25 protein-coding genes are annotated in these 22,333 nt (G+C 63.7%); 7 read left to right on the top strand and 18 right to left on the bottom strand.

From position 1 onward, the window contains the following. Positions 1-16 precede the first annotated feature (16 nt). Complete coding sequence (locus tag IB243_RS05550; RefSeq protein WP_192425634.1) at positions 17-2,689, top strand: EAL domain-containing protein; 2,673 nt, start codon at positions 17-19, stop codon at positions 2,687-2,689. Positions 2,690-2,801: 112 nt separating this feature from the next. After that, a complete protein-coding gene (locus tag IB243_RS05545) occupies positions 2,802-3,857 on the top strand; it encodes a hypothetical protein (RefSeq protein ID WP_192425632.1) in 1,056 nt (351 codons plus the stop codon). 74 nt (positions 3,858-3,931) lie between these two features. On the opposite strand, the gene cutA is transcribed toward IB243_RS05545, so the two are convergent. After that, positions 3,932-4,279: a divalent-cation tolerance protein CutA gene (gene cutA / locus IB243_RS05540; RefSeq protein ID WP_192425630.1), complete on the bottom strand. Its 348-nt coding sequence runs from the start codon at positions 4,277-4,279 to the stop codon at positions 3,932-3,934. Positions 4,280-4,661: 382 nt separating this feature from the next. Between cutA and rpoH the strand changes: the two genes are divergently transcribed. Further along, complete coding sequence (gene rpoH / locus IB243_RS05535) at positions 4,662-5,603, top strand: RNA polymerase sigma factor RpoH (protein WP_057226371.1); 942 nt, start codon at positions 4,662-4,664, stop codon at positions 5,601-5,603. A 114-nt stretch (positions 5,604-5,717) separates the two neighbouring features. Further along, positions 5,718-6,740, top strand: a complete 1,023-nt coding sequence (locus tag IB243_RS05530; protein ID WP_010458101.1) for a tripartite tricarboxylate transporter substrate binding protein — start codon at positions 5,718-5,720, stop codon at positions 6,738-6,740. Positions 6,741-6,830: 90 nt separating this feature from the next. Here IB243_RS05530 and IB243_RS05525 read toward each other — a convergent pair whose 3' ends face one another. The 5 genes from IB243_RS05525 to IB243_RS05505 are packed head-to-tail and all read right to left on the bottom strand — an operon-like array spanning position 6,831 to position 10,998. Beyond that, positions 6,831-7,442: an SCO family protein gene (locus tag IB243_RS05525; protein ID WP_370540329.1), complete on the bottom strand. Its 612-nt coding sequence runs from the start codon at positions 7,440-7,442 to the stop codon at positions 6,831-6,833. Positions 7,443-7,456: 14 nt separating this feature from the next. Further along, a complete protein-coding gene (cyoE, locus tag IB243_RS05520; RefSeq protein ID WP_010458098.1) occupies positions 7,457-8,359 on the bottom strand; it encodes a heme o synthase in 903 nt (300 codons plus the stop codon). Beyond that, positions 8,356-9,534, bottom strand: a complete 1,179-nt coding sequence (locus tag IB243_RS05515; RefSeq protein ID WP_192425628.1) for a heme A synthase — start codon at positions 9,532-9,534, stop codon at positions 8,356-8,358. The genes cyoE and IB243_RS05515 overlap by 4 nt, the downstream gene beginning before the upstream one ends. Continuing rightward, positions 9,534-10,277, bottom strand: a complete 744-nt coding sequence (locus IB243_RS05510) for a hypothetical protein (RefSeq protein ID WP_192425626.1) — start codon at positions 10,275-10,277, stop codon at positions 9,534-9,536. Before IB243_RS05510 ends, IB243_RS05515 begins: the two co-directional genes overlap by 1 nt. After that, positions 10,219-10,998, bottom strand: a complete 780-nt coding sequence (locus IB243_RS05505) for an SURF1 family protein (RefSeq protein WP_192425624.1) — start codon at positions 10,996-10,998, stop codon at positions 10,219-10,221. The genes IB243_RS05510 and IB243_RS05505 overlap by 59 nt, the downstream gene beginning before the upstream one ends. A 15-nt stretch (positions 10,999-11,013) precedes the next feature. Here IB243_RS05505 and IB243_RS05500 point away from each other — a divergent pair, with 15 nt between their 5' ends. Further along, positions 11,014-11,238 carry a twin transmembrane helix small protein gene (locus IB243_RS05500; RefSeq protein ID WP_192425622.1) on the top strand — a complete coding sequence of 75 codons (225 nt, stop codon included), beginning with the start codon at positions 11,014-11,016 and terminating at the stop codon, positions 11,236-11,238. 123 nt (positions 11,239-11,361) lie between these two features. On the opposite strand, the gene IB243_RS05495 is transcribed toward IB243_RS05500, so the two are convergent. The 8 genes from IB243_RS05495 to IB243_RS05465 form a co-directional block, all read right to left on the bottom strand. Beyond that, positions 11,362-12,243 carry a cytochrome c oxidase subunit 3 gene (locus tag IB243_RS05495; RefSeq protein WP_057226361.1) on the bottom strand — a complete coding sequence of 294 codons (882 nt, stop codon included), beginning with the start codon at positions 12,241-12,243 and terminating at the stop codon, positions 11,362-11,364. Between the two features lie 61 nt (positions 12,244-12,304). Continuing rightward, entirely contained in the window at positions 12,305-12,529 is a 225-nt protein-coding gene (locus tag IB243_RS05490) for a DUF2970 domain-containing protein (protein WP_057226359.1), read from the bottom strand. Beyond that, positions 12,526-13,164 carry a cytochrome c oxidase assembly protein gene (locus IB243_RS05485; protein WP_010459318.1) on the bottom strand — a complete coding sequence of 213 codons (639 nt, stop codon included), beginning with the start codon at positions 13,162-13,164 and terminating at the stop codon, positions 12,526-12,528. Before IB243_RS05485 ends, IB243_RS05490 begins: the two co-directional genes overlap by 4 nt. 13 nt (positions 13,165-13,177) lie before the next feature. Beyond that, positions 13,178-13,294: a cytochrome oxidase small assembly protein gene (locus IB243_RS27085; RefSeq protein ID WP_010459319.1), complete on the bottom strand. Its 117-nt coding sequence runs from the start codon at positions 13,292-13,294 to the stop codon at positions 13,178-13,180. Between the two features lie 5 nt (positions 13,295-13,299). Beyond that, positions 13,300-14,934, bottom strand: a complete 1,635-nt coding sequence (ctaD, locus tag IB243_RS05480) for a cytochrome c oxidase subunit I (RefSeq protein WP_029413216.1) — start codon at positions 14,932-14,934, stop codon at positions 13,300-13,302. Between the two features lie 30 nt (positions 14,935-14,964). After that, positions 14,965-16,134: a cytochrome c oxidase subunit II gene (gene coxB, locus IB243_RS05475; protein ID WP_010459324.1), complete on the bottom strand. Its 1,170-nt coding sequence runs from the start codon at positions 16,132-16,134 to the stop codon at positions 14,965-14,967. A gap of 59 nt (positions 16,135-16,193) precedes the next feature. Then, positions 16,194-16,670: a DUF2244 domain-containing protein gene (locus IB243_RS05470; protein WP_192425621.1), complete on the bottom strand. Its 477-nt coding sequence runs from the start codon at positions 16,668-16,670 to the stop codon at positions 16,194-16,196. A gap of 151 nt (positions 16,671-16,821) precedes the next feature. Beyond that, complete coding sequence (locus tag IB243_RS05465) at positions 16,822-17,724, bottom strand: class I SAM-dependent methyltransferase (protein ID WP_192425619.1); 903 nt, start codon at positions 17,722-17,724, stop codon at positions 16,822-16,824. Positions 17,725-17,758: 34 nt separating this feature from the next. Here IB243_RS05465 and IB243_RS05460 point away from each other — a divergent pair, with 34 nt between their 5' ends. Together IB243_RS05460 and IB243_RS05455 are read left to right on the top strand one after the other, a co-directional pair. Continuing rightward, entirely contained in the window at positions 17,759-18,481 is a 723-nt protein-coding gene (locus IB243_RS05460; protein WP_029413224.1) for a ComF family protein, read from the top strand. A gap of 72 nt (positions 18,482-18,553) precedes the next feature. Then, complete coding sequence (locus tag IB243_RS05455; RefSeq protein ID WP_010459333.1) at positions 18,554-19,081, top strand: tRNA (cytidine(34)-2'-O)-methyltransferase; 528 nt, start codon at positions 18,554-18,556, stop codon at positions 19,079-19,081. Positions 19,082-19,107: 26 nt separating this feature from the next. On the opposite strand, the gene IB243_RS05450 is transcribed toward IB243_RS05455, so the two are convergent. The 4 genes from IB243_RS05450 to IB243_RS05435 all read right to left on the bottom strand — a co-directional run bounded on the left by IB243_RS05450 (position 19,108) and on the right by IB243_RS05435 (position 22,259). After that, positions 19,108-20,049, bottom strand: coding sequence for a LysR family transcriptional regulator (locus tag IB243_RS05450; RefSeq protein WP_010459335.1), 942 nt, complete (start codon positions 20,047-20,049; stop codon positions 19,108-19,110). Positions 20,050-20,333: 284 nt separating this feature from the next. Continuing rightward, the gene (locus IB243_RS05445; RefSeq protein WP_057226349.1) at positions 20,334-20,798 is read right to left on the bottom strand and encodes a MaoC family dehydratase; all 465 of its coding nucleotides are present in this window, start codon (positions 20,796-20,798) and stop codon (positions 20,334-20,336) included. Between the two features lie 96 nt (positions 20,799-20,894). Then, positions 20,895-21,512: a ParA family protein gene (locus IB243_RS05440; protein WP_010459337.1), complete on the bottom strand. Its 618-nt coding sequence runs from the start codon at positions 21,510-21,512 to the stop codon at positions 20,895-20,897. A gap of 108 nt (positions 21,513-21,620) precedes the next feature. Beyond that, complete coding sequence (locus IB243_RS05435; protein ID WP_057226344.1) at positions 21,621-22,259, bottom strand: LysE family transporter; 639 nt, start codon at positions 22,257-22,259, stop codon at positions 21,621-21,623. Positions 22,260-22,333 lie beyond the last annotated feature (74 nt).

The raw sequence follows: 22,333 nt of genomic DNA, 5'->3' as shown, positions 1-22,333 counted from the left end.
AAAGGCACGGACGCCCATGTTCATTGAGCTGGTCAAAGGTGTTGCCTTGCTGTTGGCGCTGTGCTTTTTGCATGGGTTCAACATCCGCCTGTGGCGCCAGCATCCCCGCACCGGGCAGGTGTTCTCCGGCATCCTCTTTGGCACCATCTGCGTGGTGGGCATGCTCACACCGGTGGTGCTGATGCCGGGTGTGATCTTTGACGCGCGCTCGGTGGTGCTCAGCATGGCGGGCCTGTTCGGTGGCCCGCTGGTGGCCTGCATCGCTGCCGCCATGGCCGCCACGGGTCGCCTGTGGCTGGGCGGCGCGGGGGCGGAGGTGGGCCTGATGGTGATTGCGCTGTGCACTGCGCTGGGCCTGGTCTACCGCGAAGGCCGCGCACGCGGACGCCTGGGGGTGGAGCCTGTGACGCTGGCACTGTTCGGCCTGCTGGTGCACACCGCCGTCCTGGCGGTGTTCCAGCTGCTTCCCGCCGAGGTCGTCCAGCGCGTCAACCAGACGCTGGCCCTGCCCTTTCTGCTGACCTTCACGCCCGCCACAGTGGTGCTGGGCCTGCTGCTGCAGGATGTGGAAGAACGTCTGGCCACCGAACGCGCACTGCACGGCACGGCGGCACGGCTGCGGGCCATTGCCCAGGCCATTCCCGACGTGCTGCTAGTGCTGGATGCCCAGGGGCGCTATGTGGAAGTGCTCTCGCCCGACGACGCCCCGCTGGCGGCCAGCCCGCCCCATCTGGTGGGCAAGCGGATGCACGACGTGCTGCCGGCAGAGCAGGCCGACATGTTTCTGGAGCTGATCCGCAATACCTTGCTGTCGGGCCAGACGCAGAGCGTGGAATACGAGATGCAGACGCTGTCGGGCACGCGGCAATTTGAAGGGCGCGCCCAGCCCCTGGGCGTAAGGGTGGGGGGCCAGGCGGCCGTGGTCTTCCTGGCGCGGGACATCACCAAGCGCAAACGTGCAGAGAGTGCGCTGCGCGAGTCGGAGCTTCGCTTTCGCTCGCTGCTGCGCAACATCCCGTCCATCTCGGTGCAGGGTTATCTTGCAGACGGCACCACCAGCTACTGGAACCAGGCGTCCGAGCAGCTGTATGGCTACACGGCCGAGGAAGCGCTGGGCAGCAACCTGCTCGACCTCATCATCCCGCCACCCATGTGGGACGCTGTGCGTGAGCACGTGCGCCACATGTTCGCCACGGGTGAGGTGATTCCGGCGGGCGAGCTGCAGCTGCGGCGCAAGGACGGCACGCCCGTGCATGTCTTCTCGAGCCACGCCTATATCCAGGTGCCCGGCCACCCACCAGAAATGTTCTGCATCGACATCGACATCTCAGGCCGCAAGGCCGCCGAGGACGAAGCACGGTACCTGGCCTTCTACGATGCCCTCACGCAGCTGCCCAACCGCCGCCTGCTGGTAGACCGGCTGCAGCAGGTGCTGGCCAACAGTGCCCGATCGGGGCTGACCACCGCCGTGCTGTTTGTGGACCTGGACAATTTCAAGACCCTGAACGACACCCGAGGCCATGAGGTGGGCGACTTGCTGCTGAAGGAGGTGGCGCTGCGCCTGCGCGGCTGCGTGCGCGAGCAGGACACCGTGGCGCGCCTGGGCGGTGATGAGTTTGTGGTGGTGCTGCAGAACCTCAGCAGTGACCCTCCGGAAGCCGCCGCCCAGGCGCGCACGCTGGGCGAGTTGATCCTGGCCCAGCTGCGCCAACCCTATGAACTGGCCGGGCACGAACACCACTTCACCGCCAGCATCGGGGTGACGCTGCTGCGCGACCCCCGCGATTCGGTGGACGAGGTGCTCAAACAAGCCGACATGGCCATGTACCGCGCCAAGGACGCGGGCCGCAACACCCTGCGCTTTTTTGACCCCGACATGCAGCAGGCCGTGAACCGCCGCGCACTGCTGGAAACCGAACTGCACAACGGCCTGCGGCAGTCGCAGTTTCTGCTGCTGTACCAACCCCAGGTAGACCACCGGGGGCGGGTGACCGGCGCCGAGGCGCTGGTGCGCTGGCAACATCCCGTGCAAGGCATGGTCCCGCCGTCTGAGTTCATCCCCCTGGCTGAAGAATCCGGCCTGATTCTGCCTCTGGGCCACTGGGTGATGGAAACTGCCATGCGCCAACAGGCCCGGTGGCGCCAGAACCCACCGTTGGCCCACCTGAGCCTGGCCATCAACGTGAGTGCGCGCCAGTTCCTGCAGGAAGACTTCGTGGTGCAGGTGCTCGCCCTGCTGCAGCGCACCGGGGCCGACCCGGCGCACATCAAGCTGGAACTGACGGAAAGCCTGCTGCTGGACAACGTGGACAGCGTGATCGCCACCATGCGCGCACTCAAGGCCCAGGGTCTGGGCTTTTCGCTGGACGACTTTGGCACCGGCTATTCGTCCTTGAGCTACCTCAAGCGCCTGCCGCTGGACCAGATCAAGATCGACCAGGGCTTTGTCCGCGATGTGCTGCTGGACCCGAATGACGCGGCCATCGCGCGCTCGATCATCGCGCTGGCAGGCAGCCTGGGCCTGGACGTGATCGCCGAGGGGGTCGAAACAGCAGCACACCACCAGTTTCTGCTGGCGCATGGCTGCAAGGCATTTCAGGGCTATCTGTTTGGCAGGCCGATGGTGCTGGAAGATTTTGAAGGGGTGGCACTGGAGGCATTGGGTCCAGCGGGTGCCCCTGGCGGATGACCTCGCGCCGGTGTCGGGATTGGTTTCAAGTTGCCGCCCAGAAGTGCCGATAACCAAGGGCCACGCCAGCCAGCCCCGGGCCGAGCCTCCGTGGAAACCATGGAGGTGCCCCATGAAAATCGAGTCGTCCACCCTGCAGATGCAGGCCCAGCATGCCGCCACGCGCATGCACAGCCAGACGAGCCGCCTGGAAATGTGGGTGGGTGACCGCCCCACCGGCACATCCCCCGCCCGCCCGGCCCCACCGTTGCAGATATCCAATGCAGCCCGCCTGGCCCATGCCGCCCATGCCGCTGCAGCCTCGGTCGAACCGCTGCCGGAGCGCGACCCCGACGAAGGCCTGACGCCCCAGCTCGCCATGATCCGCGACCTGATCGAACGCATGACCGGGGTGCTCGTCCGCGTCTATGCAGGGCCACAGTCCTCTGACGCGCCCGCGGCCAACCCGCCCACTCCGTCCCCAGCGAACAGCACGGCAGCAGCCCCCCGCCAGCGAGCGGGCTTTGGCGTGATTTATGAACAGCGCGAGGTGCTGGAAGAAACCGAGCGTACGCAGTTTGCGGCGGCGGGCACCGTGCGCACCGCCGATGGCCAGGAGATCCGGTTCACGCTGCAGTTGGACATGCAGCGCAGCTACCGCGAGGAATCCTCGGTCAGCCTGCGGCTGGGCGACGCTGTGGCGGTAGACCCGCTGGTCGTCAACTTTGACGGCACCGCCGCCCAATTGCAGAACCTGCGCTTTGCCTTCGACCTGGACGGCGACGGGCAAACCGAACAGGTACCCTTGCTCGCTGGCAACCGGGGCTACCTGGCGCTGGACACCAACCAGAACGCACGCATCGACAACGGCCTGGAACTCTTCGGGCCCGACACGGGCAACGGCTTTTCAGAGCTGGCCCGGCATGACAGCGATGGCAATGGCTGGATCGACGAGGCCGACCCGGTCTTCGAACAGCTGTGTGTGTGGACCCCGAACGCGGATGGCACGGGCAGGCTGCAAACCCTGGAGGAACTGGGCGTGGGGGCAATACAGCTTGGAGCCCAGGCAACGCCCTTCGCCCTGCGCACGGCGGACAACGGCAGCCTGGGCGCCGTGCGCTCCACCAGCATCTACCTGCGAGAGAACGGCAGCGCAGGCACCGTGCAGCAAATCGACCTGAACGTATAGACCGAAAGCAAGGGGGCCGCTGGCGGCCCACCCCTCGGTCAGAGGGCCCGAAAAACCCGGGTGACGCCCAGCGATCAGGCCAGCACCGTGGTGTGGGCCACCTGTGCATCCACCCAGTCGGCATATTCTGCAGAGCCCTGCTGCGCCTGGACCACCAACTGCGGCAGCGCATAGGGATGCTGTGCCCGCAGCAATGCCAACAGCGGGTGCAGCGCACGGGGCACGGTCTTGCAGACCAGCCGGAGTTCGCGGTCCTCCTGCAAGGCGCCCTGCCAGCGGAAGTAAGCCGTGATGGGCTCCACCTGCACACAGGCTGCCAGCCGCGCCTGCAAGACCAGCTGTGCCAACCGCCGCGCTTCCGCTTCGGTGGCCACCGTGGTGGTGACAACAAGAATGTCACAAAGGGCAGTCGGCTCGGTCATGCGCGTCTCCCGAAGGCGTTGGGCGATGCAGTCTGCCATAGCGGGGGGTGCAATGCCAGCGGGGGAGAAAATTGCTGGATCATGAACAGACTGTTCCAAAAGTCGCACCAATCGCAAAGCGGGGCACCAAAGTGCCGGAACCACCGACACCGCCAGGACTCCGACAACAGAAAGTCAAGTGCATTGCGTCTTCGAAATATGCAAAAAACACCTTTTAAATCAACACGTTAATTCAACATTTTGCAAATAGTTCGCCTGAATCCCGGCGGTGCACAGAGGACAACATAGCGGCAGCATTGCAAACAACCGGAAGGGAACTCCGGGTTTAGCACTCTGTCCTATGGAGTGCTAATATCATGGCTTAGAGGAAAGGATTCCCGGAATGAACATTCAATCTGGAACCGCAACGACGACTTTGGCACCCGCCAATCCCTGGGCGCTGGTGCCCCCCTTGGGCAATCTTGACGCGTACATCTCCGCCGTCAACCGCCTGCCGTTGCTCACGCACGAAGAAGAGCAGACCTACGCGCGGCAGCTCAAAGACAACAACGATCTGGACGCCGCCGGTCGGCTGGTGATGTCGCACCTGCGCCTCGTGGTTTCGATTGCACGCCAATATCTGGGCTATGGCTTGCCCCATGGCGATCTGATCCAGGAAGGCAATGTGGGCCTGATGAAGGCGGTCAAGCGCTTTGACCCCGACCAGGGCGTGCGCCTGGTGAGCTATGCCATGCACTGGATCAAGGCCGAGATCCACGAATACATCCTGAAGAACTGGCGCATGGTGAAGGTGGCCACCACCAAGGCGCAGCGCAAGCTGTTCTTCAACCTGCGCTCCATGAAGCAGGGCTTCAAGGCTGATGCCGCAGCCGCCGATGCCGCAACACACCGAGATACGCTGTCCGACCGTGAAATCGACACGGTGGCTGCGCAGCTCAATGTGAAGCGCGAAGAGGTCATCGAGATGGAAACCCGCATGTCGGGCGGCGATGTGCTGTTGGATCCGGCGCCTTCGGACGATGGCGAACAGGCCTTTGGACCAATCGCCTATCTGGCCGACGCGTCGCACGAGCCCACTGCCATGATCGAGTCGCGCCAGCGCGATGTGCTGGCTACGGATGGCATCGCCACGGCGCTGGGCAGCCTGGACGACCGCAGCCGCCGCATCGTGGAAGAGCGCTGGCTCAAGGTCAACGATGACGGCACGGGCGGCATGACGCTGCACGAACTGGCTGCGGTCTACGGCGTGAGCGCAGAACGCATCCGCCAGATCGAAGTGGCCGCCATGAAAAAGATGAAAAAGGCTCTGGCGGAGTACGCCTGAGCACTGGCGGGCACGCGTTAATATTCCGCTCCTGCAGAAGTTGTCTCACGGGGCCCCAGTTCTGGGGCCCCGTGTCGTTTTGGCACCTGAATATTCTTGAGGAGACTCCGTCCCATGTTGTCACGCCCCGTTTCCCGCCGCGCGTCGCTGCTGATAGCCCTGGCTGCCGCTTCCCCCTGGGCCCTCGCCCAGAACACGGCCAAGCCAGCCGCAGCACCTGCAGCGTTGGCCTGGCCCACCAAGCCGCTGAAGATCATCGTGGGCTTTCCCGCCGGTACGTCGCCTGACCTGACGGCTCGCGCCTTCTCCGAGCCGCTGTCCAAGGCCCTGGGCCAGCCAGTGATCGTGGAAAACAAGGTGGGTGCGGGTGGCAACATTGGCGCTGACGCGGTGGCCAAGGCCCGCGACGACCACACCATCGGCCTGATGATCAACGGCAACATGACCATCGCCAAGATGATCAACCCAGCGGTACCCTACGACCCGCTCAAGGACCTGGCCCCGCTCAGCCTGGTCGGCACGTCCCCCCTGGTGCTGACCGCGCCCGTGACCCAGCCCGGTGTGCCTGCGAATGCCGACGCGCGCGAATTCTTCGTGGCGGCGCGCAATGGCGGCGACAAATGGAGCTACGGCACGCCCGGCGTGGGCACGGTGGGCCATATCGGCACCGAACTGTTGAAGTCGCGCAGCAACATCAACCCCGTGCATGTGCCGTATCCCGGCTATCCACAAGTCGCCAACGCCATGCTGGGCGGGCAGCTGCAGATGGCGCTGCTCCCCCCCGCGCTGGCCCAGGCCCAGGTGCGCGCTGGCAAGCTGCGCGCCATTGGAGTGACATCGGCAGGCCGCAGTCCCTTGGCACCGGATATCCCGAGCCTGTCGGAAGCCGGCATCCGGGGCTTCAACCTTGAAATCTGGAATGCGTTTGCTGCGCCGGCCACCATGCCCAAGCCGATCCAGGCCAAGCTGGCGGCCTTGATCAGCGAGATTGCGCGCAGTGAAGAAATGCGCAGCAAGCTCTTTCAACAAGGCTGGCAGGTGGCAGGCACTTCACCCGAAGGGCTGGCCAACCGCATCAAGGCCGACACCAGCCTGCTCGGCGGTGTGATTGCCATGCGCGGCATCAAGGCCGAGTAAAGAAAAAAGAAGGCAGCGGGGCGACGAGGGCCCGCGCGGCCCTCTACGGCAGCTGCGCGCCGGCCGCACGGAGCGCAGGCAGGCCGTTGTTCAGCCTGCCTCGCCCAACAGCGCCTTGACGTCCGATGCCAGGGCCTGCACGCCGCTGCCATAGCGGTTGTACACGCGCAGGCGCCCCGAGGTGTCGTACACATAGCTACCCGCTGAGTGGTCCATGGTGTAGCTGGTGGGTGTCTTGCCATCCACCTTCTTGTAGTAGATCTTGAAGTCCTTGGCGACCGCAGCCAGTTGATCTGCTGTGCCATAGAGGGCCAGAAAACTCGGGTCGAAGTTGGCCATGTAGGCCTTGAGCACTTCGGGTGTATCGCGCTCCGGGTCCACCGTGACGAAGATGCCCTGCAGGCGCTCGCCGTCTTTGCCCAGCATCTTCTTCACCTCGGCCAGCTCTTGCATGGAGGTGGGGCACACGTCCGGGCACTGCGTGAAGCCGAAGAACACCACCACCACCTTGCCTGCAAAGTCCTTAAGGTGGCGCGCCTGGCCGTTGTGGTCTGTCAGCGGGAGGTCGCGGGCGTAGTCCGCACCGGTGATGTCCACGCCGCGAAACTCCGCCTTTTTCTCGGAACAGGCACTAAAAATGCCCATAGCGCTTATGGATAAAGCGCTAACAGCTATCGTTTTAAGAGCATTTCTTTTCAGCATAGGCATGGCGATATTCACAGCACGTAGTGGTCCACCAAAAGGGCGGCAAACAAGGCGCTCAGGTGGATGAGGGAGAAGCGGAAGGTCTTGCGCGCGAGCGCGTCCGAATAGTTGCGCCACAGGGCAAAGCCGTAGCCACAGAAGCCAGCGCTCAGAACCACGGCGGCGACCAGGTAGATCCACGAGCTCATGCCATAGACGAAGGGCATCAGGCACCCGGCAAACAGGATCAGGGTGTACAAAAACACCTGCAGGCGGGTGAACTCGTTGCCATGGGTCACCGGCAGCATGGGCAAGCCAGACTTGCGGTAGTCCTCCACCCGGTACAGGGCCAGCGCCCAGAAGTGAGGGGGCGTCCACAGGAAGATGATGAGAAACAGGATGAGCGCTTCGGGGCCGACATCGTTGGTCATGGCGGCCCATCCCAGCACGGGAGGCATGGCGCCCGATGCACCGCCGATCACGATGTTCTGCGGGGTGAGGGGCTTGAGGATCACCGTGTAGATGACCGCATAGCCCACGAAGGTCGCAAACGTGAGCCACATCGTCAGGGGATTTACCCAGAAATACAGCAGCGCAGAGCCTGCGGTGCACAGCACGGCAGAAAACAGAAGCGTCTGGGCGTTGGACAACTGGCCCTTGGCCGTGGGACGCCAGGCAGTGCGCTTCATCTTGGCGTCGATGCCCTGTTCCACGATGCAGTTGAAAGCGGCTGCAGCCCCCGCAACCAGCCACACACCGGCACAGGCCACCGCCATCAGGCCGAGTTGCGAGGCCGACGGAAGCCCCGGCACGGCCAGCACCATGCCGATGAGCGCACAAAACACGATGAGCTGGACCACACGGGGTTTGGTCAGCGCATAGAACTGCGACAGGCGCGAAGGCGGGGAAACAACGGCAGGGGCAGCAACACTCATGCGGACACTCTCGATGCGCCCGAGGGCGCGGAAAACTCTTGCAGCGCGGACGCCGCGCGGCTGGACACCAAGGCCCAGGTCAACACCACCACCAGCGCCGCGGCACCTCCGGTATGCAGCACGGCAGCCAGCAGCGGCCAGTCCAGAACCACATTGGACAGGCCGGTGGCCAATTGCAGCAGCGCCAGCCCGGCGAGCCAACGGGCCTGAACCGGCAGTACACCGGCTTGGCGAAGTCGCCAGCACACCAAGCCCAGAGCAGCGAGGACCACGTAAGCCATCAAGCGATGCACGTAATGGATGGCCGTGAGCCCGGCAAAACTGATGTGGCTGCCGTCCTGCAGCAAGCCCAGCGCACGCCAGATCTGAAAGCCCTGGCCAAAGTCCATGGCTGGCCACCAGCTGCCCTGGCAAGTGGGAAAGGTGGTGCAGGCCAGCACCGCATAGTTGGTGCTGACCCAGCCGCCCAGCACCACTTGCAGGGCCACGAGCACGCCGGTCATCACCAGCCCCCAGCGCAGCCCTGCGGAAATAAGCACGGGCGCCTTGCCTTGCGCACCCTGGGTTTGGCGCACAGCCTGCACACACAACAGCGCCAGCAGCACCAGCCCGCCAATGAGGTGCAGCGTGACGATGGCGGGAAACAGCTTCATCGTTACCGTCAGCGCCCCGAACGCGCCCTGCAGGCACACCCAGAACAACGTGAACGTGGGCCACCACGGGCTGATGGGGGGAGGTTCACCCCCACCATGCCGGGCCTTGCGGTGCTGCACCCAGGCTGACACGGTGAGCACGATGATGAGCACGCCCACACCGGTGGCCAGGTAGCGGTGGATCATCTCGACCCAGGCCTTGCCATGGGTCACGGGGCCGGTGGGCATGGCCTGCTGGGCGGCGGAGATCTCGGTGTGCGCGCCCACGGGGCTGGCGCTGCCGTAGCAGCCGGGCCAGTCAGGACAGCCCAGGCCCGAATCGGTCAGGCGCGTGAAGGCGCCGAACAGCACCAGGTCAAAGGTCAGGAACAGGGTGAGCACGGTCAGCGCCTGCAGGCGCCGCACGGGAGAGCTGCCACGGTTGCGCAGGCCGACCCAGGCCAGGGGGCCGAGCGCTATCAGCACGCCCAGCAGCATGAGCCGGGCGATGGGCGCCAGATCGTAGAGCGGCTGGGCGTCCATCACGGCTTTCCGGGGCGTCCGGATTCATCCCAGGAAGACGACGCGCGCAACAGGCGTTCAAGATCCCGCTTGGCCTTGGCCGCGCCGGCCGTGTCCATCGCCGCAGGAAACCGCATCATCCAGTTGCCCATCGGGTCCACGACATACAGGTGCTCGGCGGGCCGATGGCCTTCGGCGGGGGCCAGCCAGGCGCCCAGCGCGGCGCCGTCCACCCGCAGCACCGTCGCCTTCTGCAGGGCGGGCGCGAGCTCTGCGGGCACGCTGGCGGCATCATTCACCAGCCAGACCCAGTCCACCCGGTCTTTTTCCTTGCCCAGGCTTTCGCGCAGCTGGCGCTGCAGGTACAGGTGCTTCTGGCAGTCCGCGTCGCAGGCACCGCCCGCCACGCTGACCAGGAGCCACTGCCCCTTCAGAGACGCCAGCGAAACGGCATTGCCGTCCAGCGACGTGGCGTCGACCTGCGGCATGGTGCGCTGCGGGTCGATCAGTTCGCCGTAGTTGCGGCGGCCCTCGGGGCGAACCACGTAGTAGGTGAAATACGAGGCGATGACCGGGGCCGCGCAGATGAGCAGGACGCCGAACATCTTCCATCGCCCATGGCGGGCACGCTGGGCCGTGGCCACGGCGCCGTCTGCCGGGGGCAGCGTGTGCACGGTAAGGCCCAGAGGGTGGTCCCCATGGGCCTCAGGCGGCAGGCTGGCTGCGCGGGCGAATGAAGCGTCGGACGATTTGGAACCAGACATAGAGAAGTGCAATCAGGCCGCAGAGCCCGAACCATTGAAATGCGTAACCGTAATGCTTGTCGACGCCCGCGCCGACCACGGGCCAGTCGCGTTGCAGCCCCTCGCCTGCTTCGCCCGTCTGCAACACCGTGAGGTTGGCGAGCGCAAGACCGGTTTCGGTGCGGAACGCTGCCAGGTCGAGATTTTGCCGGATGCGGGAAGACCCCTGTGCACTGTCGGCGCCTTGGAACTCATACAGGCGTGAAGGCGCGGGCGCGACGCGGCCCTGTACCCGCACCATTGCATCCTGCGGCGTCTGCACCTGCGGCAATTGCTGGCGGTCCTGGAAGTTGCGCGCGGCCCAGCCACGCTGCACCAGCACCACTGCACCGCCTGGCCCAGCCAGCTGCAGCGGGGTCACTACAAAGAACCCCGGGCGCCCGCGCATTTGACGATTGTCGAGGTACACGGTGTGCTCTGCCAGCCAATGGCCCTCCAGAACCACGGTGCGGTGCACCAGCGAAGCTGCGTCCTGCGAAGAACCAGCCGCCCCTGCCAACAAAGTGCGGCTGTCGACGGCCGGCATGCGGCCACGCTCGTCCAGAACGGCCTGCAGCCCTTCTTTTTCTGCTGCGCGCGACAGCTGCCAGCGGCCGAGCGAGGCCGTGACCAGCATGCCCGCAATGGCCACAAGGGCAATCAGCCAGAAACGCAGGCCCAGAGGACGGCGAAAAGCTGTCACTGGATAATGTCCCCCATGAAATACCTCGTAGTGGTGGCGTTCATCGCCATTCTGGCCAGCTTGGCATCTGCCTTGTTCTTCATGATGCGCAACGGGCGCGATGACAGATCGAAGAGCAACCACATGGCCAAGGCGCTTGCGGTGCGGGTAGGTATCTCCATCGTGCTCTTCCTATGTATTCTGGTGGCCTGGCAGCTGGGCTACATCCAGCCCACCGGCCTGCCAGCAACGACCCGCTAGTCTCACCCCGGCGCAACCGGGCAACCGCCCGCCTCCGGCGAGGCGCCTACGTTTGGTGTGGAGGTCTGCTTGCCCACAAAAAAAGCGCCGCGAGGCGCTTTTTTTGTGGGCGGCAGTCGCTCTTTACATCCAGTAAACCAGCACGTACAGGCCCAGCCAGACTACGTCCACAAAGTGCCAGTACCAGGCAGCACCTTCAAAACCGAAATGTTTGTCCGCTGTGAAGTGGCCCTTTTGCAGGCGCAGGGTAATCACCAGCAGCATCAACATGCCCAGGAACACGTGGAACCCGTGGAATCCGGTCAACATGAAGAACGTCGAACCGAACACGCCCGAATTGAGCTTGAGGTTCAGATCGGTGTAGAGGTGGTAGTACTCGTACCCTTGCACCAGCAGGAAGACAAAACCCAGCAGCACCGTGGCCCACATGAAGCCGATCGTCTTGCCGCGATGGTTTTCGCGCAGTGCATGGTGGGCGATGGTCAGCGTCACACCCGAGGTCAGCAGCAGCGCCGTGTTGATGGTGGGCAACCAGAAAGGGCCCACCGTCTGGAAGGGTTCGACGATGCCAGCGGGTGAAGCGGTCACCCCGGCGGCGAGGCTGGGCCAGACTGCCTTGAAATTGGGCCACAGCAATGCGTTGTCCAGGCTGCCCAGGGCAGGCACAGAATGCGAACGCGCCCACCAAAGAGCCGTAAAGAACGCGCCAAAGAACATCACTTCCGAGAAGATGAACCAGCTCATGCTCCAGCGGTAGGACAGATCGATCTTGTGACCATAGAGGCCACCCTGGCTCTCGCGGATGGCATCACCGAACCATTGGTACAGCGTGAACAACCACCATACCAGGCCCAAGGCCAGCGAATACTTGCCCCAGTCGTGGCCATTGATCCACTGGCCTGCGCCCAGAATGACAAAGAACAGACCGGCCGCCGCCATCACCGGGTGACGCGACTCTGCGGGTACATAGTAGTACGGGGTTCCGCCGTGGGTTGATGCACTCATTTCAGCTCCTGACTCTCAAAATCTTTGTTTTCAGTATTTGTTCGTACCAACCAGCACACACTCACACAATCCAGTTCACCAGCCCGATCAGGCCGATGACCAGCAGAAAAACCGCCACCAATCCCACCACGATGATGTGCAGTGGATTGAGTTTTTCGACATCCTGCTGGTACTCGCTGCCCTTGCGCAAGCCAATCAGCGACCAAGCCACCGCACGCACCGTGCGCAGCAAAGATCCCTTGCGTTCATGCGGCTTCACCACGGGCTGGTCCAATGGGGCATTCATGAGCCCGCTCCTGCCACTGTGGGGATGATGGCAGGCACAGCCAAGTCCAGGGCGGCAGTGGATTCCGGGGCCGCAGGCGTCTTGCCACCCACTTCAAAGAACGTATAGGACAAGGTGATGGTCGTCACGTCCTTGGAGATACGTGGATCAATCACAAACGCCACCGGCCATTCTTTTTTCTCGCCGGGCTCCAGCGTGTACTGGTTAAAGCAGAAACACTCCAGCTTGTTGAAGTGCGCAGCGGCCTGGCGCGGTGCGTAACTGGGGATGGCCTGCGCAGCCATGCGACGGTTCTGGATGTTCTGAAACTCGTACATCACCGTGGTCAGCTCGCCCGGATGCACCTTCACCGAGCGCTGGGCAGGCTTGAAATCCCAGGGGCCGCGCGCGTTGGCATCAAACTCGACCGTGATCGTGCGGGTCTTGTCCACCTGCGTATTCGCGGGCACCTTGACATCCTTGCCCGCCACGCCATTGCCCGGCACCTGCCGCTCAGAGAGCGACAGGATGTTGATGCCCGTCATCTCGCAAATGTGCTTGTAGATAGGGATCAGCACATAGCCGAAAGCGAACATGCCGGCCGCAATCACGACCAGCTTGCCGACCATCTTGGCGTTTTCGCGGTGCAGGCTCATGGAGGTTGCCGGTTCAGCGGGACAGCAGAACCACCTTGACCATGAACCCGACAAAGAAAACAACCGCCACGGACGCCAGGATCAGCGCCATCCGCAGGTTGCTCTTTTTCTGTTCGGGTGTCACGGGCATGGTCTTCAGCCAATCACGCGGGTTGCCGTAGCGTCCAGCTTGGGTGGGTTTTCAAACGTGTGGAACGGTGCTGGCGATGGGACTTCCCATTCCAGGCCTTCGGCGCCATCCCACGGCTTGGCAGCAGCTTTTTCACCCTTGCCACGCATGGCAGGCACCACCACGGCCAGGAAGAAGTACACCTGTGCCAGGCCGAAACCAAATGCTCCGACAGACGCGATGGCGTTGAAGTCGGCGAACTGCATGGGGTAGTCGGCATAGCGGCGGGGCATGCCAGCCAGACCCAGAAAATGCATCGGGAAGAAGGTGATGTTGAAGAAGATCAGCGACGACCAGAAGTGGATCTGACCACGCGTCTCAGAGTACATCACACCGGTCCACTTGGGCAGCCAGTAATACACGCCGGCAAACATCGAGAACAGCGAACCAGCCACCAGCACATAGTGGAAGTGGGCCACCACGTAGTAAGTGTCCTGCAGCTGGATGTCGATGGGCGCCATGGCCAGGATCAGGCCGGTGAAGCCACCCATGGTGAACACGAAGATGAAGCCCACGGCAAACAGCATGGGGGTTTCAAACGTCATGGAGCCGCGCCACATGGTGGCGATCCAGTTGAAGATCTTCACGGCCGTGGGCACAGAGATCAGCATGGTGGCGTACATGAAGAACAGCTGGCCGGTGACGGGCATGCCGGTCGTGAACATGTGGTGGGCCCACACGATGAACGACAGGATGGCGATGGACGAGGTCGCATACACCATGGAGGCATAGCCGAACAGCTTCTTACGTGCAAAGGCGGGCACGATCTGGCTGATGATGCCGAAGGCCGGCAAGATCATGATGTACACCTCGGGGTGGCCGAAGAACCAGAAGATGTGCTGGTACATCACTGGGTCACCGCCGCCGGCGGGGTTGAAGAAGCTGGTGCCGAAGTGGCGGTCCGTCAGCGTCATGGTGATGGCGCCAGCCAGCACGGGCATCACGGCGATCAGCAGGTAGGCGGTGATGAGCCAGGTCCAGGCGAACATGGGCATCTTCATCAGCGTCATCCCGGGGGCGCGCATGTTGAGGATGGTCACGATGATGTTGATCGAGCCCATGATGGAACTCGCACCCAGGATGTGCATGGCAAAAATGCCGGCGTCCATCGAGGGGCCCATCTGCAGCGTGAGCGGTGCGTACAGCGTCCAGCCAGCAGCGGGTGCGCCACCGGGCATGAAGAACGACGTCACAAGCATGATCGCCGCAGGAATCATCAGCCAGAAGCTGAAGTTGTTCATGCGCGCAAAAGCCATGTCGGAGGCGCCAATCTGCAGCGGGATCATCCAGTTCGCAAAGCCCACGAAGGCCGGCATGATGGCGCCGAACACCATGATCAGGCCGTGCATGGTGGTCAGCTGGTTGAACAGCTCGGGGTTGACCAGCTGCAGGCCGGGCTGGAACAGCTCGGCGCGGATCAGCAGGGCCAGCACGCCGCCGACCATCAGCATGGCGAAGGCGAACAGCAGGTACAGCGTACCGATGTCTTTGTGATTGGTGGCAAACACCCAGCGACGCCAGCCAGTAGGGCCGTGGTGGTGATCGTGGCCGTCGTGTGCGTGATCGCCCGCGTGCCCGTGGTTGTCGAGAACTGCGCTCATTTTGGATTCCTCAATACGATAGGGCGGTGATTACTTGCCACGCTGGGCCACGATTTCAGCAGGCTGCACCAGCTGGCCGGTCTTGTTCGACCAGGAGTTCTTCGTGTAGCTCACCACTGCAGCGATATCGGTATCGCTCAGCTGGGCCCAGGCAGGCATCGCGCCATTGGCTGCACCTTTGAGCAGGACCTGGATCTGTTTGGCATGGTCCGCATCCAGCACGATGGCTGAACCATCCAGGGGCTTGATGGGGCCCGCGCCCTTGCCATTGGCCTGGTGGCAGGCCGCACAGTTGGCGGCATAGACCTTTTCGCCACGCTTCGTGATGTCGTCCAGCGCCCAGACCTTGGTGGGGTCATCCAGCTTGGCCGCAGCCTTCTTCTTCTGGTCGGCCACCCAGGCGGTGTAATCCTCAGCGGACACGACCTTCACGTGGATGGGCATGTAGGCGTGTTCCTTGCCGCACAACTCGGCGCACTGGCCATAGTAGTCGCCGATCTTCTCAGCACGGAACCAGGTGTCGCGCACAAATCCGGGGATCGCATCCTGCTTGATGCCGAAGGCCGGCACCATGAAGGCGTGGATCACGTCGTTGGCGGTGGTGATGATGCGGATCTTCTTGTTGACCGGCACCACCATCGGGTTGTCCACCTTGAGCAGGTAGTTGGCGGGAGCGTCCTTGACGTTGCCGCTGTCGGACATCACGCGGTGGCTGCTGTCCAGGGTGGAAATGAAGGCCAGGCCCTCGCCTTCGCCGGTGATGTAGTCATAGCCCCACTTCCACTGGTATCCCGTGGTCTTGATGGTGAGGTCCGCATTGGTGGTGTCCTTCTGGGCCACCAGCACCTTGGTCGCGGGCAAAGCCATCACGATCACGATGATGAACGGAATAATCGTCCAGACCACTTCCACCGTCACCGACTCATGGAAATTGGCCGACTTGGCGCCCTTGGAGCGGCGATGTTTCCAAATCGAGTAGAACATCACGGAGAACACTGCAACAAAGATCACCGTGCAGATGACCATCATCATCCAGTGCAGAAAATGTTGCTCTTCTGCGATCTTGGTGACGGGAGGTGCCAGATTCAGCTGGTTGACTGCAGGGCCGCCAGGAAGGTCCTGAACGGCATGGGCTGCGGAGCCCACCCATGCACCGGCAATCAGCAGCAGAGAAGCCAGCTTGTTGGAAATGCTCTTCATAGTTCTCACTTACTTCTAAGCCTCAATTTAACCAATCCCTTTCGCGCGCCTGCGTGGGGTCAGGCGGCACGCAAGGCCATGCGGATCTCCGATGCCAGGGCCGGTCGAAGTTCGGGGCGCATGTAGCGCCCCACTTCCACCGTACGGCCCTGCGCAGACAGCATGATCAGCGAACGGTCTCCAGACTTGGGCTCTACGCGAACCCAGGTCCGATCAAACTCGGCGCGTTCCAGTTTGCCTGCCGTCTCCAGTTCCACCACAAGGCGTGAGCCCTGCAGGGAAATCCTCTCGCCATCCGCCGCATGGCGACCGTACATGGCGAATGCAACTCCTACAGCCACGATTTCAAGCCACGCAAAAGGCATGACCAGACGAGCACCGAGTATCCAGAAGCATGTTGCGATACCCAGGGACACGACACACAAGAACAGATACATCCACCCCAACTGCGCCGGCGTGACCGAACAGTTGCGAACGAGACGCCAGTCAATGCGCTGACCCGACACCGTGGCAAAACGAAAAACCAAGCCCGTCACCGGAAGTGCTCACAAGACTGCCAGCCGTGGTGCCCGTCTGCCGTTGGCAAGACAGGCGCAGCCAGCAAAGTTGCGCGGGAAGATGCCCAAAATCTCAATAACCCGGAATTGTAGCGTGCCTTGTTCCATGTCATTGACACGCCGTTACAGGCTAGTTCTCTTTGCCGCCCTGGCGCAACAGGGTGCGCATGTCCTGCAGCGACACAGCACTGCTGGAACTCACCCGCACACGCGGTGCAGGCTTGAAGGCATGGCCATAAATGATTTCGAAAGTCAGTGCCAACTGACCTACCTGCTGCGGATCTGCCAGCCGAAGCGACAGTGCCTGATAGAGCTTCTCGCGCCAGCGCCGGCCGCGCAATGAGGGAAAGCGATCAGGGTGCAGGTTGCAGCCCAGCTCGCGCAGCTCCTGAACCAGCCGCTCGGGTGTGGCAAAGGTGAGCGTGATGCGCTCCATGTCCATCACCGGTTCGGCAAAGCCCGCATGCACCAACATATCGCCCCAGTCGTGCATGTCCGTGAAGGCGTGCCCAGCTGCGGGCCATCCCAGCTCGGCATACACCGCGTGCAGTTCACGCAGCGTATCGGGCCCCAGGCAGGAAAACATCAGGTAGCCATCTACCGCCAGGGCACGGTGCCACTGCGCGATCAACGCCTGCGGGTCGGCCGCCGTGTGCAGCGCCATGTTGGCCCAAAGCATCTGCACACTGGCATCCACAGGCAGCCCCAGCTGCGGGTTGCCAGCACTCCAGCGGGCAGGGCTCCACCAGGGCTTGGCCAGTGCCTGCCGGGCGGTGTCCTCACAGTGCACGGCTGTTTCGTAGATCTGGCAGCGCGCCTTGGGATAGCGCGCGCTCACCAGCGCATGCGCCTGCAGGCCTCCACGCACTGCGTCCCAATGGCACCACGACTCGGGGGCCTGGCGAATCCACTGCAGGCGGTCCTCCATGCGGCGGGCCACTTCTTCATGGAGCCAGGGGGACACAGCGGGGGCCGCTGCATGCCAGCGGGCTGCAGCAACGGGATCAATGGTGGGAGGACGCTCGGAGGACATGGCAGGGCACTAGGACGCGCGAGTATATTGATTCATGCCTCTTACCGGTTTGACAGGGATTTCGCGCCATCTCCGCGCCTGGGCGGACAAAGTGCCCAGCCAGTGCGCCTTTTGCCACGCGTGGCCCTCGCAGCGGGTCTGCAACGCCTGCGTGGCGCGATTTGCCCAGCCCGCCACGCGCTGCCAGCGCTGCGCCCTGCGGGTGCCCCCGGGCGTTGCCATTTGTGGCGCCTGCCTCCAGAGCCCGCCCAGCTTCGACGCCTGCATCGCCGCCGTGGACTACGCCTACCCCTGGGCCGATGCGCTGGCGCACTTCAAGTTTCGCGGTGATCCAGGATGGGCCAGGGCCTTGTCCACGCTGATGCGCAGCACGCCCTGGATGGAACCGGCGCTGGAAACCGCAGACCGCGTGCTGCCGGTGCCCCTGTCCACAGAGCGTCTGCGCGAGCGGGGTTTCAACCAGTCGGCGCTGCTGGCAGGGCACCTGGCGGGGCCCAAGGCCGACCACCGCACCCTGCTGCGCCTGCACGCCACCGAGGCGCAAAGCAGCCTGCCGCGGTCACAACGCCTGCGCAATCTGCGGGGCGCTTTCGCCGTCGAGCCTGCCCGCGCTGCGGCCCTGCACGGCCAGCGGGTGGTGCTGATTGACGATGTGATGACCACTGGCGCAACGCTGCAGGCCGCCACCCTGGCACTGCGCGAGGCGGGCGTGGCGCATGTCACCGCCGCCGTCCTGGCGCGCACGGGGCTGGATTGAAAAGTACCAAAGGGATACTTTTGATTACGAGCGGTTGCTCAACTCACACGCCGAGCGATGACAATTGTGGGCATGTTCCATATCGTCCTCGTCGAACCCGAGATCCCGCCCAACACCGGGAATGTGATTCGCCTGGCGGCCAACACGGGATGCACCCTGCACCTGATCGAGCCCCTGGGGTTCTCGATGGAAGACCGCCAGATGCGGCGCGCAGGGCTCGACTACCACGAGTACGCCCAAGTTCAAGTCCACCCGGGCTGGACGGCCTTCCTGCGCAACGCCCAGCCTGACCCGACACGCATGTTCGCCATGACCACCCATGGCTCGCAGCCGGTGCATTCCACCTGCTTCCTGCCGGGCGACTGGATGGTGTTTGGGGCCGAAACGCGGGGGCTTCCGCCCGAGTTGCGCGAGAGTTTTCCACCTGCGCAGCGCCTGCGGCTGCCCATGGTGGCGGGTCAGCGCAGCCTGAACCTGTCCAACGCCGTGGCCGTGACGGTGTTCGAGGCCTGGCGCCAGAACAGTTTTGCCATGCCCGACGGCGAAATTACCGTGGAGCCGGAAGGCACCATCATCAGCGGATTTGCCCAACTGGGTTGATAGGCCACTTGGCCCGTGGCCCCGGTTTATCTGGCCTGCCCGCGCTGTTCAGCCATGGCCAAAGGCACCTGTTCGCTGAGAAAGTCCAGGAACACTTTCGTGCGCGCGGGCAACATGCGGCCTGACGGCAACGCGGCATAGATGGTGTAGCGCGAAAAGATCCACGCGGGCAGGATGTGCACCAGTTCCCCCCGGGCCAGATGCTCTTCCGCCAAGAGGCGTGAAGTCACGGCCACCCCTGCGCCGTCCACCGCCGCGCGCAGCAGCAGTTCGGTGCTGACAGACTGCAGCACCGCCGGCACGTCGATTTCCTGGGCCGGCAGGTTGCCGTTGATGGATTGCAGGCGCAGCTTGCGACCAGGCCCTGTCTGGGAACGGGCGGCCATGCCGGAATCGCGCAGGTAGTCGTGTTGCAGCAGGTCCTGCGGCTCGCGCGGAATGCCCTTGCGCTCCAGGTAGTCGGGCGACGCCACCACAATGGCCTCGCCCTGCAGCAGCGGACGCGCAACGATGTTCGCGTCGAAGTCCTCGCCCGCCACCATGATGGTCACGTCGTACTCATCCACCCGCGCCGAGGCATAGGCATCCAGGTCAATATCGAGCAGCAGCTTGGGGAACTCGGCGTGCCACAGCGCCACCATGGGCGCCAGAAAATTGGTGGCCAGCACCGGCGCCGCAACGATGCGGATGGTGCCGCGCAGATCGCGCGTGTTGGCGGCCGCCGCCGCTTCGGCGTCGTCGATCTCGTGCAGGATGGTGCGCACCCGCTGCAGGTAGGCGTCGCCCGCGTCGGTGAGCGCCAGCTTACGGGTGGTGCGTTGTAGCAGCCGCGTACCCAGGTGCTGCTCCAGCTCGGCCACCATGCGGGTGACCACAGGGGGCGACATGTCCATGGCGCGGGCGGCGGCGGCAAAGCCGCCCTCCTCCACCACACGCTCGAAAATCTTCATGGCTTGCAGACGGTCCATGGTTCAAGCCTCCTGCCTAAAAACACGAGCGTCTAACGAGAGCGCAGTCCGTGGAACACGCGCGATCCAGGCCAGCGACCGCCGCGCAAGGGCCGCCCACGCTGCGCAGCGGCGCTTCACTTGCGTGCGCTGGCGGTGTCCCCCTTCCCGAATGTCGCAGCCATTCGAGAGAAGGGGCTGAGGGCCGCGGCTCCATGCCTGCCTGCGCAGGCATGGACGTGCCCGAAGAGCCGTCGCCTCTGGCGGCGGCACCGAGCGGCGCAGCCGCTCAGGGGGTTGTCCTGCTACGCCGGGGCGCCGAAGTTGCGCGCCAGCGATTCCGCCACGCACACGGGCTTGTCGCTGCCTTCGCGTTCCACCGTCACCAGCCAGGTCATCTGCATGCCATCGGGCGCAATCGGTTCGGCAGCCTGCAAGGTCAGCCGTGCACGCAGCCGACTGCCCACCGGCACCGGCGACGTGAAACGCACCTTGTTGAGGCCGTAGTTCACCCCCATGCGCGCGCCCTCGATGGTCAAGCCCGTCTCGAAGAACTGCGGAATCAGCGACAGCGTGAGAAACCCGTGCGCAATCGGCGCGCCAAACGGCCCGGCCTTGGCACGCTCGGGGTCCACGTGGATCCACTGGTGGTCGCCCGTGGCCTGGGCGAACAGGTTGACCTGTTCCTGCGTGATGGTGATCCAGTCGGTCACGGCGACCTCCTGGCCCACGCAGGCGCTGACTTCGGAATATGAGCGAAAGATTTTCATCGTTGCAATGTAGCCCTGCACCCAGGCGCGCCTTGTCTGCCGTGTGACAGGTGTTTCCCCGGGGGCCTTGTTGTACGTTCTGCTTCACGCTGTCCTTCAAGAATTGAGCCACGCACAGATACCCTGCCATTGCTCCAGGTCGCGTGCCACGCGGCCCGGCGCCACGTCAAACAGCGTGAGACCATGCGCCGCCAGGTGCACGTAGTTCTGCGTATCGCGCAGATAGCCCAGCACCGGAAACCCCAGGTTGTCCACAAAGTGGTGCAACTGCTCGGCGGCCTTGGTGCGCGCGTCCACGCGCATGCCCACGATGCCCACCTGCACGCCCGCCGCGTGGCGGTGCTCGGCCAGCTGGTCCAGAAAACTGCGCGTGGCGAAGATGTCGAACACGCTGGGCTGCAGCGGCACGATGATCTTGTCGGCCAGTTTGAGCACGTCGTTCAGGCGCCAGCCGTGCAGGCCGGCGGGCGTGTCGAGCACCGCATGCGTGGTGCCCTTGGGCGGGCGGCTGATCACGTCCGAGCTGCTGTCCCAGGCGCCGATGGCGCGCGCGGCGGGAGGACGCAGGCCCAGCCAGAGCTTGGCGGACTCCTGCCGGTCGGTGTCGCCCAGGATCACGGGGTGCCCCTGGCTCGCAAAGTAGCCCGCGATATTGGTGGACAGCGTGGACTTGCCCACGCCACCCTTGGGATTGGCGACAACAACTACTGGCATGACAACCTCCTTGGAATCTGCGGGCCCATGAAAAACCAAGCCAAATCAGCCTCTGACACTTGATTGACAAGCGCCAGAAGCTATCAAAATCAAAGCATCAACATCCCATCAAGCGTGTTGCCCGCCACGCTTGACGAAGAACAGCCCGGCGCCCACCGCCATCAACAGGCCACCAAACACACGGTTCTGCGTGCGCACGGCACGGGCACTGCGCATCAGGCGGCGCAGGGCGCTGGCGCCAAAAGCGTAGCCGTGCATCACCACCACGTCCACCGTCAGCGTGGTAGCAGCCATCACGAGCAACTGGCTCCACAGCGGGCGTGTGTCGGTCATGAACTGGGGCAACACGGCCACCATGAAGATGATGCCCTTGGGGTTGGTGGCATTGGTCAGGAAACCCGTCAGGCAGCGCTTTTTCCAGGTGCCTGCAGACGCGGCCTCATCGCCTTGCACGGGCGATACATCGCCGGAACGCCACTGGTTGAAGCCCACGTAAATCAGGTAGCAGGCGCCCAGCACCTTCACCACGCTGAAAGCCACCTCGGACGCCAACAGCAGCGAACCCACACCCGCCCCGGCGATCAGCAAAATCAGCAGCAGGCCCAGTTGCAGACCAAAGATCGTGGCCCCCGTCTTGCGCACGCCGAACGACAGGCCATGGCTCATCGACAACACAGCCCCCGAGCCCGGCGACACCGCAATCAGGCACGACGCCGCGAAAAAAGCCAGCCAAGTCTGCAAGTCCATGAGTCACCGTGCCCGTGTGCGAAGAAGGGCAAACATCTTAACAACGCCCCCGCTCCGCTGCGACGATCTGGAAA

It is taken from the genome of Acidovorax sp. ACV01, from assembly GCF_014851495.1.
In the GTDB taxonomy this organism is placed as follows: Bacteria; Pseudomonadota; Gammaproteobacteria; order Burkholderiales; family Burkholderiaceae_C; genus Acidovorax; species Acidovorax radicis.
Note: the sequence above shows the minus strand (reverse complement) of the source record. Positions and strands in the feature narration are given on the sequence as shown.

Excerpts from the sequence above, each read along its gene's own strand:
- IB243_RS05530 (WP_010458101.1), top strand. The coding sequence starts at position 5,718 with ATGTTGTCACGCCCCGTTTCCCGCCGCGCGTCGCTGCTGATAGCCCTG.
- IB243_RS05455 (WP_010459333.1), top strand. The coding sequence starts at position 18,554 with ATGTTCCATATCGTCCTCGTCGAACCCGAGATCCCGCCCAACACCGGG.
- rpoH (WP_057226371.1), top strand. The coding sequence starts at position 4,662 with ATGAACATTCAATCTGGAACCGCAACGACGACTTTGGCACCCGCCAAT.
- IB243_RS05515 (WP_192425628.1), bottom strand. The coding sequence starts at position 9,534 with ATGGACGCCCAGCCGCTCTACGATCTGGCGCCCATCGCCCGGCTCATG.
- IB243_RS05490 (WP_057226359.1), bottom strand. The coding sequence starts at position 12,529 with ATGAATGCCCCATTGGACCAGCCCGTGGTGAAGCCGCATGAACGCAAG.
- IB243_RS27085 (WP_010459319.1), bottom strand. The coding sequence starts at position 13,294 with ATGCCCGTGACACCCGAACAGAAAAAGAGCAACCTGCGGATGGCGCTG.
- IB243_RS05450 (WP_010459335.1), bottom strand. The coding sequence starts at position 20,049 with ATGGACCGTCTGCAAGCCATGAAGATTTTCGAGCGTGTGGTGGAGGAG.
- coxB (WP_010459324.1), bottom strand. The coding sequence starts at position 16,134 with ATGAAGAGCATTTCCAACAAGCTGGCTTCTCTGCTGCTGATTGCCGGT.
- IB243_RS05460 (WP_029413224.1), top strand. The coding sequence starts at position 17,759 with ATGCCTCTTACCGGTTTGACAGGGATTTCGCGCCATCTCCGCGCCTGG.
- IB243_RS05525 (WP_370540329.1), bottom strand. The coding sequence starts at position 7,442 with ATGCTGAAAAGAAATGCTCTTAAAACGATAGCTGTTAGCGCTTTATCC.
- IB243_RS05495 (WP_057226361.1), bottom strand. The coding sequence starts at position 12,243 with ATGAGTGCATCAACCCACGGCGGAACCCCGTACTACTATGTACCCGCA.
- IB243_RS05545 (WP_192425632.1), top strand. The coding sequence starts at position 2,802 with ATGAAAATCGAGTCGTCCACCCTGCAGATGCAGGCCCAGCATGCCGCC.
- cutA (WP_192425630.1), bottom strand. The coding sequence starts at position 4,279 with ATGACCGAGCCGACTGCCCTTTGTGACATTCTTGTTGTCACCACCACG.
- IB243_RS05550 (WP_192425634.1), top strand. The coding sequence starts at position 17 with ATGTTCATTGAGCTGGTCAAAGGTGTTGCCTTGCTGTTGGCGCTGTGC.
- IB243_RS05440 (WP_010459337.1), bottom strand. The coding sequence starts at position 21,512 with ATGCCAGTAGTTGTTGTCGCCAATCCCAAGGGTGGCGTGGGCAAGTCC.
- IB243_RS05500 (WP_192425622.1), top strand. The coding sequence starts at position 11,014 with ATGAAATACCTCGTAGTGGTGGCGTTCATCGCCATTCTGGCCAGCTTG.
- ctaD (WP_029413216.1), bottom strand. The coding sequence starts at position 14,934 with ATGAGCGCAGTTCTCGACAACCACGGGCACGCGGGCGATCACGCACAC.
- IB243_RS05445 (WP_057226349.1), bottom strand. The coding sequence starts at position 20,798 with ATGAAAATCTTTCGCTCATATTCCGAAGTCAGCGCCTGCGTGGGCCAG.
- IB243_RS05485 (WP_010459318.1), bottom strand. The coding sequence starts at position 13,164 with ATGAGCCTGCACCGCGAAAACGCCAAGATGGTCGGCAAGCTGGTCGTG.
- IB243_RS05465 (WP_192425619.1), bottom strand. The coding sequence starts at position 17,724 with ATGTCCTCCGAGCGTCCTCCCACCATTGATCCCGTTGCTGCAGCCCGC.
- IB243_RS05435 (WP_057226344.1), bottom strand. The coding sequence starts at position 22,259 with ATGGACTTGCAGACTTGGCTGGCTTTTTTCGCGGCGTCGTGCCTGATT.
- IB243_RS05510 (WP_192425626.1), bottom strand. The coding sequence starts at position 10,277 with ATGTCTGGTTCCAAATCGTCCGACGCTTCATTCGCCCGCGCAGCCAGC.
- cyoE (WP_010458098.1), bottom strand. The coding sequence starts at position 8,359 with ATGAGTGTTGCTGCCCCTGCCGTTGTTTCCCCGCCTTCGCGCCTGTCG.